This window comes from Candidatus Hydrothermales bacterium (assembly GCA_039630235.1).
Classification (GTDB): Bacteria; Hydrothermota; Hydrothermia; order Hydrothermales; family JAJRUZ01; genus JBCNVI01.
Map to the genome: position 1 here is coordinate 200537 of JBCNVI010000002.1, position 12805 is coordinate 213341.

14 protein-coding genes are annotated in these 12805 nt (G+C 33.3%); 12 read left to right on the forward strand and 2 right to left on the reverse strand.

Translation table 11 applies throughout. The annotated features are described in order from the left end of the window. The first annotated feature begins 33 nt into the window (after positions 1-33). From rpsF to ABDH49_03590, 10 genes are read left to right on the forward strand one after another with little or no spacing between them, the layout of a single operon-like run. Entirely contained in the window at positions 34-336 is a 303-nt protein-coding gene (gene rpsF / locus ABDH49_03545; GenBank protein ID MEN3046042.1) for a 30S ribosomal protein S6, read from the forward strand. 3 nt (positions 337-339) lie between these two features. Continuing rightward, the gene (locus ABDH49_03550; protein MEN3046043.1) at positions 340-768 is read left to right on the forward strand and encodes a single-stranded DNA-binding protein; all 429 of its coding nucleotides are present in this window, start codon (positions 340-342) and stop codon (positions 766-768) included. Between the two features lie 23 nt (positions 769-791). Then, positions 792-1001, forward strand: a complete 210-nt coding sequence (gene rpsR / locus ABDH49_03555; protein MEN3046044.1) for a 30S ribosomal protein S18 — start codon at positions 792-794, stop codon at positions 999-1001. Further along, positions 1002-1448: a 50S ribosomal protein L9 gene (gene rplI, locus ABDH49_03560; protein MEN3046045.1), complete on the forward strand. Its 447-nt coding sequence runs from the start codon at positions 1002-1004 to the stop codon at positions 1446-1448. Beyond that, a complete protein-coding gene (locus ABDH49_03565) occupies positions 1445-2149 on the forward strand; it encodes a DUF3307 domain-containing protein (GenBank protein MEN3046046.1) in 705 nt (234 codons plus the stop codon). Before rplI ends, ABDH49_03565 begins: the two co-directional genes overlap by 4 nt. Further along, entirely contained in the window at positions 2146-2598 is a 453-nt protein-coding gene (locus ABDH49_03570; GenBank protein MEN3046047.1) for a bifunctional nuclease family protein, read from the forward strand. The genes ABDH49_03565 and ABDH49_03570 overlap by 4 nt, the downstream gene beginning before the upstream one ends. Positions 2599-2622: 24 nt before the next feature. Beyond that, positions 2623-4113 (forward strand): aldehyde dehydrogenase family protein, encoded by a 1491-nt coding sequence (locus ABDH49_03575; GenBank protein ID MEN3046048.1) that lies wholly within the window; start codon positions 2623-2625, stop codon positions 4111-4113. Next, on the forward strand, positions 4110-5015 hold the full coding sequence (locus tag ABDH49_03580; protein ID MEN3046049.1) for a hydroxyacid dehydrogenase: 906 nt from the start codon (positions 4110-4112) through the stop codon (positions 5013-5015). Before ABDH49_03575 ends, ABDH49_03580 begins: the two co-directional genes overlap by 4 nt. Continuing rightward, a complete protein-coding gene (locus ABDH49_03585) occupies positions 4996-6078 on the forward strand; it encodes a DUF1015 family protein (protein ID MEN3046050.1) in 1083 nt (360 codons plus the stop codon). Before ABDH49_03580 ends, ABDH49_03585 begins: the two co-directional genes overlap by 20 nt. A gap of 28 nt (positions 6079-6106) precedes the next feature. Continuing rightward, positions 6107-8770 carry a zinc-dependent metalloprotease gene (locus ABDH49_03590; GenBank protein MEN3046051.1) on the forward strand — a complete coding sequence of 888 codons (2664 nt, stop codon included), beginning with the start codon at positions 6107-6109 and terminating at the stop codon, positions 8768-8770. Positions 8771-8826: 56 nt separating this feature from the next. Here ABDH49_03590 and ABDH49_03595 read toward each other — a convergent pair whose 3' ends face one another. Together ABDH49_03595 and ABDH49_03600 are read right to left on the reverse strand one after the other, a co-directional pair. After that, positions 8827-9603, reverse strand: a complete 777-nt coding sequence (locus ABDH49_03595) for a PASTA domain-containing protein (GenBank protein ID MEN3046052.1) — start codon at positions 9601-9603, stop codon at positions 8827-8829. Then, positions 9596-10942, reverse strand: coding sequence for a prenyltransferase (locus ABDH49_03600; protein MEN3046053.1), 1347 nt, complete (start codon positions 10940-10942; stop codon positions 9596-9598). The genes ABDH49_03595 and ABDH49_03600 overlap by 8 nt, the downstream gene beginning before the upstream one ends. Before the next feature lie 51 nt (positions 10943-10993). On the opposite strand from ABDH49_03600, the gene ABDH49_03605 reads away from it, so the two are divergent. Together ABDH49_03605 and ABDH49_03610 are read left to right on the forward strand one after the other, a co-directional pair. Next, positions 10994-11560, forward strand: coding sequence for a peptidylprolyl isomerase (locus ABDH49_03605; GenBank protein MEN3046054.1), 567 nt, complete (start codon positions 10994-10996; stop codon positions 11558-11560). After that, positions 11557-12805 (forward strand): hypothetical protein (locus ABDH49_03610; protein MEN3046055.1); only part of this gene is annotated, 1249 nt, incomplete at its 3' end. The genes ABDH49_03605 and ABDH49_03610, both read left to right, overlap by 4 nt.

Genomic DNA, 12805 nt, shown 5'->3' on the forward strand with positions numbered 1-12805 from the left:
TTTTTAAAGGAGGAAAAATTGCAGGAATACGAGATGATGTTGATTTTAGATCCTGATCTAGATGAGGAAAAAAGAAAGGAAATATATAACAAAATAGAAACTATGATTAGGGAGGAGGGAGGGGAAGTTCTGTATATTAAAGATTGGGGAATTAGGGAGTTTGCTTATCCTATAAGACATAAAAATGTAGGTTTTTATAGTGTTTGGGAATTTAAGTCTAATTCAGAAATTCCTAATTCTTTACGCTCACAGATGCGCCTGATGAAAGATATATTTAGGTTTATGATATTAAAAAAGAAAAACGTAAAATCATTTAAAAAAAGAAAAGGAGGATAAATTTTGGCTGAAATAAGAATCCCTAACATGAATTTAGTAATACTTTCAGGAAGACTTGTTCAAGATCCAGAGCTGAGGTTTAGTTCTCAAGGACGGGCTATTGCAAGATTTAGAATAGCTTCAACTAGATCTTTTAGAGACTCTACAACGGGAGATTGGAAAGAGGACACACTCTTTATAAACGTTGTTACATTTGGCTCCCTTGCAGAAAGATGTAATCAGAGGCTATCAAAAGGTTCTCCTGTTTTTGTTGAGGGTAGGCTTCAATCAAGAACTTATGAAACACAAAATGGTGAAAAAAGAAGTGTCATCGAGGTAGTAGGGTTAAGGGTTCAGTTTCTTGAAAAGGAAAAAGCTGAAGAAATCTCTGTTTCTCCTGAGGAAGAGTTACCTCCCGAAGAGTTACCCCCTGAGGATGAGTTGCCTTTTTAATTTTTTAATTTGAATGTTTGAAAATGAAAGGGTGTAGATTTTGTAAAGAAGGTATCGGTATCATAGATTATAAGGAAGTAGAAGTTTTAAAAAATTACTTAACTCCCCGTGGTAAGATAATGACAAGGAGACAGACAAAGTTATGTGCCTATCATCAAAGAAAGTTAGCGTTAGCTATCAAAAGAGCAAGACAGATGGCTTTACTTCCGTTCGTTAAAGAATATGTGATTTAAATGAAAGTTCTTTTATTAAAAGATGTAGAAGGATTGGGAAAGGAGGGTGAAATAAAGGTTGTTAAGGATGGGTATGCAAGAAATTACCTTATTCCTAAGGGTTTAGCTGTTGAGGCTAAAGAGGGGGTGCTAAGGCACAAAGAAGAAATAGAAAAACAAAGGTTAAATAAAGAAAGACACTTAGCAGCGCAGGCTGAAAAAATTAAAGATGCCTTATCTTCTATTTCTCTTTCCTTTTCTGTAAAAGGAAAAGATAAAACTTATGGAGCTGTTACAAAAATTGATATTATAAAGGCTCTTGAAGAGAAAGGTTTTAAAGGTTTAAAAAAGACAAATATAGTTTTAGAATCCCCATTAAAAGAACCAGGACTATATGAGATTGCAATTAAATTACATAGAAATATAGAAGGAATAGTAAAAGTTTGGGTAATAAGGGAAGAAAGTTGAATTCCTTTTTTTTCTGGCATTTAACACTTGCTCATTTTTTGACTGATTATCTTCTACAAACAGATAAGTTATTTGAGAAAAAAACCAAGTACCTATCCGGAATATTAATTCACGGTTTTTTATTTTTTTTAACGATGTTTTTTCTTTTACTACCCTTTTCTTTCTCTTTCGTTGTAATTTTAGGCATCTTCCTTATTTCTTTACTTCATATTTTTCAGGATAAATTGAAAATTTTTTTATCCTATAAAAATAAAGTAAATATAGGTGAAAATTTTTTTTACTATGTGATCGATCAGATTACACACATCTTTGTCATATTTCTTTTTTCAAAGTATTTTCCGTTTCCTAAAGTGCATAAAAGCGGCTTTTGGTTTGATCCCTTTTTTTTCAAAATTCTCACCTTTCTTATAATCGTAACCTATGCTTACTGGATACTCCTATATTCAATAGAATATACTTTTTTTAAACACAATGAGCTTGTTCAGGGAAAAATGAAATTTTGGGGATTCATTGAAAGAGCTTTCGTTTTTTTATCCTATAAAATAAGCCCTATCCTTTCTATTTTTTCCTTTCTTTCAACTATTTTCCTGTTTTTTCTTTCATCTAAGGGGGAAAATAAGTTCTTCTCTGTGTTTAGATCTCTCGCAGGTATAACTTTAACTTTTATTACATCTTTTATATTTTATAATTTTTTGTTATGAGTGAGCTAAAAGTTGTAGAAGTTGAGGTTTATTCAATTTATCAACAAAACTTAGAAATAGAAGGCCCTACCTATGAGGAGACTTTTGTTGTTATTCTTAAAGAAAAAAATAGAAACAGATTCTTACCAATTTGGATCGGTAAACCTGAAGCTCATGCAATTTACGCTGGTTTGAAAAAACAAGTTTACGAAAGACCTTTAACTCACGATCTTATAAAAAACATTATCGAAGCTTTTGATATTGTACTTGAGAAAATAGTCATAAACGCATTAAAAGACACAACATATTATGCAAGGTTACTTTTTAGAGATAAGGAAGGAAATGTTTATTCAATAGATGCAAGACCATCAGATTCTATAGCTATAGCCTTAAGAACAGGTTCAAAAATTTATGTGGCTGAGGAAATTATGCAAAGGGGAGAAGAAGTTGATCTAAAAGAAGAAATTTAAAAGAATTAAAAAAGGAGGTAATTAATGAAAGAGTACTATAACTATATTAACGGAAAATGGAAACCTTCAAAATCAGGAAAATTTTATGAAAAAAGAAATCCCGCTAATAAGGATGAGGTAATAGGACTTTTTCCAAAATCAGTAGCCTCTGATGTAGATGAAGCTGTTGCTGCTGCAAAAAAAGCATTTGAAATGTGGTCAGCTATACCAGCTCCCAAAAGAGCAGAAATTATGCGAAAAGCTGCTGAGATACTCCTTGAAAGAAAAGAAGAAATAGCAGTGCTTCTTGCGAGAGAAAACGGAAAGATTATGAAAGAGGCAAGAGGGGATGTTCAGGAAGGTATTGATACAGCCTTTTATGCCTTTGGAGAAGGAAGAAGACTATTTTCCTATAATACACCCTCAGAGTTACCAAATAAGTTTGCTTTAACATTTAGAAGACCCGTAGGTGTTTTTGCTGTTATAACTCCATGGAATTTCCCTATAGCTCTTCCATCATGGAAAATCTTTCCAGCTCTTTTGGCAGGAAACACAGTTGTATTTAAACCAGCTTCAGATGCACCTGCCTGTGCGTACGAACTTGTTAAAGTACTGGAAGATGCTGGCGCTCCACCTGGAGTTATTAACCTTGTATTTGGAGGAGGAGGTGAAGTAGGAGAAGCTTTACTTAGTCATCCCGATGTAAGAGGCGTGGCTTTTACAGGATCTTCTGAAGTCGGCGCAAGAATAGCAGAAATAGCAGGAAAACACCTAAAGAAGGTTTCACTAGAGCTTGGAGGGAAAAACGCTCAAATAGTTATGCCTGATGCAAATCTTGAACTTGCTATCGAGGGAGCCCTGTGGGGAGCTTATGCTACAGCTGGACAACGATGCACAGCTACTTCAAGAATAATCTTGCATGAGGATATTTACGATAAATTCGTTGAAATTTTTGTTGAAAGAGCATCTAAATTAAGAGTCGGAAATCCTCTGGATGAAAGAACAGAAATGGGCCCTGTCATAAACGAAGGTCAACTAAACAGAATTCATTATTATGTCGAAATAGGTATAAAAGAGGGAGCAAAACTTGTTTGTGGAGGAGAACCCTTGAAGGGACCAGAATATGAAAAGGGTTACTTTTATAAACCTACAGTTTTTGTTAATGTAGATCCCTCTATGACTATAGCTCAAGAAGAAATATTTGGTCCCGTAGTTGCCATTTTTAAGGCTAAAAATCTTGATCATGCCATTGAAATCCTTAACGGAACTATGTACGGTCTTTCTTCTTCAATTTATACACAAGACATAAATAATGCCATGAAGGCTATTGAAAAAATTGAAGCAGGAATTACATACATCAACGGTCCAACAATAGGTGCTGAATGTCACCTTCCATTTGGCGGTGTAAAGGCTACAGGAAACGGCCATAGAGAGGGAGGTTGGACTGTATATGACATATTCACTGAGATAAAAACAGTATACATTGACTATTCAGGAAAATTACAAAAAGCTCAAATAGACACATGGGAGAGTTGAATAAGTGTAAAGTTTTAATTACTGATAAAATACATAGAGACGGAATAGAGTATCTCAGGTCCAATGGTTTTGAGGTGGTGGAGATCTTAAATCCCTCAGAAGAGGAACTTTCCAGAATCATAAAAGACTTTCAAATATTGATCGTAAGAAGTGCTACTAAAGTTACAAGGAGGGTTATTGAGAGTGCGGATAATCTAAAGATTATTGGTAGGGCAGGAGTTGGACTTGACAATATTGATGTTGAAGCTGCGAAGGAAAAAAATATTAAAGTTTTAAATTCTCCAGAAGCTTCTTCTGTGGCTGTTGCTGAACTTACTCTACTTTTTATTCTATCAGCCTTAAGAAGACTTCCAGATGCTCACAACTCTGTGAAAGAGAGAAAGTGGGAAAAAAGTAAATTTATGGGAAGGGAATTAGCGCACAAGAAAATCGGAATAATAGGCTATGGCAGAATAGGAAAAGAAGTAGCAAAAAGGCTTAAAGCTTTTGAAGCAGAAATTCTGGTTTTTGATCCCTTTGTCGAAAAAGAAGAAAACTTTGTATCATCTCTTGAGGAACTTTTCAGATCATGTGATATTATTACTATCCATACACCACTTACAAAAAGCACAGAGAACATGATTAACAGAAGTTTGCTAGAAAAGGCAAAGAAAGGACTAATACTTGTAAATACCTCAAGAGGTAAAATAATCAACGAAGAGGATCTTCTTTGGGCTCTAAATGAGGGTATAGTTTCTGTAGCTTGTCTTGATGTTTACTCTAAGGAGCCTCCGGAGAATTATGAGCTTATATCTCATTCAAATGTGATCTTAACACCACATATAGGAGCTCAAACTGAAGAGGCACAGAGTAAAGCTAGTCTCATTCTTGCTAAAAAAATCTGTGAAGAAATCGGAAGATAATTTTTTACAAAAATTTAGAGCTCTTTTTTTTACCGAAAAGGAAAAAAACTTTACTCCTATAAGAACAGAGAGGTACTTTTCTTTTCTTTCAGAGGGAAATAAAGATCCTTTTCATCCTTTTTATGATTTTGTTAAAATTACCAAAATAGTGGGTTTTGAGTATATAGAGTATCTGATAGGAAATGGCTTTTTAAAGTTTGATGAAAGGGAAAGTTATTATCTTTATGAGCAAGAATTTAGGTTTTTTGGAAGAACTTATTTAAGACGGGGGCTTTTATGTTCATTTGACATGAAATTTTCTGACAGAGTCTTGCCTCATGAAAATGTCTTTGATTTTGGTGTTGAAATTCATAAAGAATTTTATGAAAAATCAAGGTTAAACTTTGAAGCTATATTACTTTTGTATAAAGGAGAGAAAATAGACAATTTTATTGAAAACGAAGAGCTTGTTAAAGAAATAATTGATGAATTTAAAGAGATACATAGAATTAAAAGATGCGAGGTAAAAAATGAGTTTTTTGAAGTTATCAAAAAAAGTAACTTTGTGATTGCTGATGGACACCATAGGTTTGAGGCCTCAAAAAGATCAAAATCTAAAAAAAGACTAGTCCTTCTACTTTCAGTATTTGACGAAAATCTGAAAATTTTACCAACACATAGAGCCCTAAATTTAGAAGAAGAAGAGATATCTCCGTTTATAAAAAAATCTGAGAAAATAAAGAGTGAAACTCTTGAGAATTTAGTAAAGGAAATTAAAAATCCTTACCTAATCATCACTTATAAAGACGAATTTTATCTACTTAAATGTGAAAAAGAGCTTTCGGTTGAATATCTTCATGAGTTTATCATTAAAGGTAGAGAGAAAGATGCGGGTTTTTATAGAGATCACCTAAACTTATTAGAAGATATAAAAAGAGGAAAATTTAACACCGGATTCATTTTACCACCGGTTTTACCTGAGACAGTCTACGAGTATGCTCAGAGTGGTATTAAATTGCCACAAAAATCAAGTGATTTTTATCCAAAAGCCCTTTGCGGATTTATAGGTCTTTTGCTTGTATAAGCTTAAGAGGTGTATATAAAATTGTATTATGAAAAAATTCACCTTCTTGCTTTTTTTGATGTTTTTAAAGTGTCTTCATATTCATCATTATCAGCACTTCCCTAAACCTGAAGAAAAGCCGGAGAAGAAAAAAGAAACTCCTTTTAAATCCTGGGAGGAAGTTCTTAAAGATACTAAGTTTTTATCTGGATTTTTAAAAATTCATTTAAAAAGAGATAATACTTTATTTTTGGAGCTATCAACATCAGATTTTGAAAAAGATTTTGGTCTTGTTATGCATATTTCATACGGTCTAGGTGATCTCGATGTAATAGAAGGTTTACCCCTTAGTGATACAAGACTATTAAGATTTAGAAGAATTGGTGATAAGGTTTATTTAATTCATAGAAATGCAAGATTTAAAGCTTCAAGAAAGGAATTTTCCCATTTTATCGAAGAAAATATCGGTCATTCAGTTATAGCCTCCTTTAAAATTGAAAGTGAAAATGAAAAGAATAAAAATATTCTCATAAACTTTACTGACTTCCTTGTCTCTGATTATCCAGATCTTGTTAATTACCTTGAGTATTTTTATAAAAGTAAGTCAATAAGGTTTAATAAAGGAAATAGCGTTGTATACAAAGTAAAAAATTTTCCAGAAAATACAGAGATTGATGTTCTGCTCTGTTATGATGCAAGTGAATTCCCAATTGAAAGCGGGGAAGGTATATCAGATTATAGGTTTATTACTGTAGGAGTACGTTTTTCCTTTTATAAACTACCTGATATACCAATGAGGCCAAGGTATGCTGATGAGAGAGTAGGTTATTTCGTAGAGGCAGTCATGGATTTTGACAGAGAAAAAGAAGAAAGTCCCTTTGTCAGGATGATTACAAGATGGAGACTTGAAAAAAAGGATAATTCAAGAAAAATTTCAGAGCCTGTAAAGCCTATCGTATTTTACTTAGATAAGAGTATACCAGAAGAGTATAGAAAATTTGTAAGGGAAGGAGTTTTGGCTTGGAATGAGGCTTTTGAGGAAGCAGGATTTAAAAACGCAATTGTGGTAAAAGATGCACCTGATGATCCTGATTGGGATCCAGAAGATATAAGATATTCAACAATAAGATGGGTTTCAGCAAGAGAAATGGGGTACGCTATAGGCCCATCTCAAGTTGATCCCAGGACTGGTGAAATACTTAATGCTGATATTCTCATTTCAGCAAGCTTTGTAAGAGGTTGGCTCTTTGATTACCAAGAATTAATTGACCCCTTAAAGTCTGAACAGGAAATAAAAGGAATCGAAGAATTAACCTTACACTTAAGAAAAAATCAAAGAGATAGACTATGTTTTTACGAGAAGGGGCTTAACCATCAAATTGGTTTTCTTTACACTGTTTTAGAATCTTATGGTATCATTCAACCTGACAGTGAATTTCCTATTAACTATATTGGTGATGCAATTAGAGACCTTGTAATGCATGAAGTGGGTCATACACTTGGTTTGAAGCATAACTTTAAAGCTTCTTCTTCTGTTCCCTTTGAAAAACTGAATGATACTTCTTTTACTCGTAAACACGGTTTAACAGTATCTGTGATGGATTACACACCGGTTAATATCTCAAGTGATCCTAAAAAACAGGGAGATTTTTGGAATAAAAAAGTTGGAGAATATGACAAATGGGCTATAAAATTTGGTTATGCACCTTGTTATAAGCAAAATGATGAGGAACCCTTTGCAATGAGCGGTGAGTTAATAGAATCTCCAGAAGAGGAGGTAAAGTACCTTAAAAAAATAACCAAACTCAATTTAAATACCTTTTATTCCTATGGATCTGATGAAGATGCAAGCCTGTTTTTAGGTGTTGACCCTTTAACAACAAGGTGGGATCTTTCCTCAGATCTTTTAAAGTTTGCTCAAGAAAGACTTAAAATAGTAGAGTATGTTCTTCCAAGATTAGAAAATTTTGTAATAAAAGAGGATCAAAGTTATTCAAGGCTAAGAATTGCATTTTTAAGAGTAAACTATGAAAAGAATCTTGCACTTTCACATCTTGTAAAGTTTTTAGGCGGAGTCTATTTTAACAGATACCACAAAGGTGGGAAGGAACCTCCCCTTTTACCTGTTCCTTCAGATATTCAGAGAAAGGCACTAGAATATTTAAAAGTAAATATTTTTTCAAAAGAAGCCTTTAAGTTCGATGGAAAATTACTAAATAAGCTTACCCCCAACAGATGGGTTCACTGGGGAATGTGGGAAACTCTATTTCCAATTGACTTTCCTATTCATGAATATGTTCTTTCTATACATAAAAGATTTTTAGATTTAATATTTTATCCTTCAAGACTACAAAGGATCGTTGATAATAAAGTAAAAACAGAAGAAACAAAACCCTTTGAATTAAGTGAACTTTTTGAAACTATAACAAATTCTATTTTTGAGGAGATATTTTTAGTCGAGAATGTAAATTCCTTTAGACGTAATTTGCAAAGGGTTTATGTGGAAAAGCTTGGTGAAATCCTTTTAAGTGCTTCTTATCCTCAAGACGCTAGATCCCTTTCTCGCTATGAGCTTAAAAGAATTGGCGCAAAAATAGAGCAGTTAGTTGATAATACGAAGCTAGATCTTATAACAAGGATACATCTTTCAGAAATAAAGGAAAAAATTAAGAGATACCTCGAAGCCTCCCTTGTTTTACCTTTTTCAAAATAATAAGAGTTCCTTTCGCCTAAATAATTGTAGTATCAGCAAAAAATCCCAAAGATTAATCAGTAAATATCTTCTTTTACAGTAGCAATTGTAATATCCACAGGGCTATTCTTTTTTACTTTTGTTCCAGGTTTCGGATGTTGATCTATAACTTTATTTTCAGGATACTCAGCACTAAGTTCCTTTTTTATTTTTCCTGCTTTTAAACCTTCTCTTTCAAGGATTGAGATTGCTTGTGATAGATACTTTCCTATAAGGTTAGGTACAATTACGGTTTTCTCAGCTTTTGACACAAATATTTTTATAGCTGAACCTTTAGGTACTTCACTACCCCCTTCTGGATAGGTCTTAACAACATGTCCCTCTGAAATTTCTGTACTTTCAATTTCTTCAACTGCCTCAATTACAAAACCCTGTTCAAGCAAGATCTTTTGTGCTGAAGAAAGATCTAAACCCTTCAATACAGGTATTCTTACGTATTCAATTTTTTTAGTCTTTGCAATCTTTACATAGATTTCACTTCCTTCGTTTACATAAGAACCAGCAAGGGGTCTCTGTTCTGCGATTGTACCTTCAGGATACTCCTTTGACTCTACTTCTCCTTCCAAAACAAGAAATAAATTGATTTGAGAAAGAAGAATTTTAGCTTGAGAGGGAAATATTCCTCTTAAGTCAGGAACCTCAACAGTAGTAGTTTTGGTTTTTTCTTTTAAGGATATTAATTTTTTTTCTTCAATGGTAGGTACAATAAGAAAATAGAAAACTAAATTAGTAACTATTGCAACAAAAACTGATGTTATAAGTGATATTAAAAAAGCTGTTCCCCTGTCAACCATAGCTTATTCTTGATAAAATTATTCCAACTATTAAAAGAACACCGAATGAAAAGTGTAATTTTGCAGTAAAAACATCAAGTAAACCAAACTGTAGATAATTTGGTCTAAAAGCTAGTCTTATATTTTTATAAGCAAGTGGAATTGTAAATAATACAATTAAAGTCTGCCAAGGAATAATCTTTAAAATGATTAAAATTATTGTAGAGATATAAGAGAGAAGCACTAAAACGAGGTAGTAATAGGATGACCCCTTAACTCCAAGATAGGAGGCTATGGTTTTATAACCGGCTTTAATATCTTCCACTAAATCTCTAAAATTGTTACCATGGAGTATTCCAATAATTAAAAGTCCGATAGGAAAAGAAACAATAATAGGCAAAACTGATATTTCTTGTGTTTGGACATAGTATGAACCAAGGGCAAGAAGGGGACCAAAAGCAAGAAATACCGAAAGATCACCTAGTGCCCTATATTTAAGTCCAACAGGTTTTACTTGATAAAAGAAACCAAGGAAAACTCCAACACTACCTATAATTAAAACCCAAGATCCCCTTAAAACCGTCAGTATTAATCCAATGATTGAACCTAAAAGAAGAAGTATCAATACAAGGGCTGTCTGCTCTTTTACACTTAAAAGTTTATCTTGTAACATTCTTGAGGCACCGATTACTAACCAATCATCTACCTTATACTTATAATCCATAAGATCATTCAGAGCGTTTACTCCTGCGTGGATAAAAAGAACTCCAAGTAAAGTTACAAGGAGAAGGAAGAGATTTACTTCTCCTGCAAGAAGTGCACCTAAAACACAAGATACAAAAGTGGCAGTAAAAGAAAATGGTCTTGTAGCCTTAAAAAATCTTTCCCATTTTGGAATAAAGTTATCAAGCTGAATAGATAACTTAAAATCATCTTCATTTGGAACTATAGTCTCTCTCGGCTTAAAAAAGGTTCTAAAATCTGATAAGAATATTCTTGTTGGCCTTATTTTTATAACAACAAGTTCCTTAATCATTTTGACAAAGGGTATAAGCTCTATGTTTTTTTGGAAAAGAAGGGCTCTTTCTTCTTCTCTTTCAGCTGGACTTCCGAGTATTTGAACTTCACCTTCCCCCTGAATAAAAATATCCGGTATACCTCTATCTATAGTGAAAAAGACTTTATTATTTTTTAGGATATTATTATAGTTTTTGGATTTTTCAATGATCGCATAGAGATATAAACCCTTACTTGCAAAATATACCCTGCTTGACCAAAGGGTATCACCTAACGTAGATAGTATTAATGTTTTATTTTTTTTGTAAACTTCAAGAATTTTTTTGATAGTTTCTCTGTCCATAATTTATTATAAGGTAAGGAAAAAAGGGCTTCAATTATTTTAAAATTAATTATGTTAAAAATACTTTTACTTTTTATTCTTTTGCAATTAAAAATTGAAAGAGTTCTAAACAAAAATTCAACACCTGAGGAAAGGATCAAAACAGCGCTTCAGTTTAAAGATAAAGAAATTAAACTTCCATCTAAAATAAAGGCAATTATTAGAACAAATAAGGGGGAAATAACCTGTGAACTTTATCCTCAATATGCTCCAAAAACAGTTAGTAATTTCGTTAAATTAGCTCTTCTTGGATTCTATGATGGTCTAAGATTTCATAGATATGTTCCTGATTTTGTAATACAGGGTGGAGATCCCTATGGAACCGGTTTCGGAAACGCAGGATATACAATTCCTCTTGAAACTCATCCAAAGGCTAAGCATATCGAGGGTGCCTTAGGGATGGCAAGAGCTACTGATCCAAACTCAGGTTCCTGTCAATTTTACATAACTCTCTCAGCAACACCACATTTAGATGGAAGCTATACGGTTTTTGGTAGAGTAGTAAAGGGAATGGATGTAGTAAAAAAACTCAGACAGAATGACATAATTGAAAAGATTTCAATTGTTGAGGATAAGTGATTTTTTTGATTTTATTTATCTCAATTGAAAATTTTAAGGTAATTTATCCAACCTATCTTGGAAATCCTCACAGAAATTTTTATGGAATTAATCCTCCTGACAGTTTATCTTTAAAGTGGAAAATCTACCTAGGATTTGCAAAAAGTGGTGCAAGAGGGCAAATTGTTTGGGGAGGGACCTCGTGGTCTACACAGGCTCTGATAACTGAGGAAAAGGGAGACACCTTTTTGTACATTCCTAGCTTATCTCACTATCTTTTTAAAGTAAGGTTTAAAACTGGAGAATTAGTTTATAAGACTAAGTTTAACGACGCTCTTAAGATGACTCCTTCTTTTTTTGTGGACGACAAAAGAATTTTTCTATTGGTAGGTACAAGAAAAGGGCTTTACAAAAGTGTAGGGGATAATGATGTAAAAACTCTACATCTTGTATCTCCAGATAACGGAGAAATTATTTTTTCTAAAAAGGTTCCGAAAACTTTAAGCTTCAGTAAAGATACAGACGCCTCTCCCATAGTTTTAAAAGGAAAAATATACTGGGCCTGTGAAAATGGCTATCTTTATAAAAGTATTATCAGAGAAAATGAAATTGTAAATTTAGATTCCGTTAAACTGTTTGATGACTCAGAGGCAAAGAAAAAGAGAGGCAACGTTACAATAGAGGCTTCTCCAACACTTTTTAATGACCTTATTTTTGTTTCCTCAAGTTCAGGCCGCTTTTTCGGAGTTGATACGGCTAATCTTGATGTAAAATTCGATATTAACCTGGGAGGAGACCTAAACGGAACACCTCACCTTCTGAGTGATGAAAAACTTCTCGTAACAAAGGAATCAGAGTCAAAAGAGGATGGTGGTGTTTTTCTTATTGATCCCTTTAAAACAGAAAACCCTATTGTTTGGTTTTTTCCAATAAAAAGGAGCATTCTAAGAAAATTTGGAAAGGGAGTTATAGGAAGTGCAATTAGCAACGAATTTTACGTAGGAGACTCCCTACCAAGACTTGTAGCCTTCAACGGAACTGATGGTTACTTTTACGTTTTATCTTTGGACTCTATGCCAGAGGTTGTCTTCAAAGAATTTATAGGAGGATCAATCTCAACTCCTCTAATATTTAAAGATAGAATAATTACCTGCAGCGCAAATGGAAGCATCTTACTTTATGAAATTAAGTTTGAAAGATCATGGGAGGGAAAATTAAAAAACAAAAGGGGAGATAAGTTTAACGCAAAAATAAAAGTTATTTCAG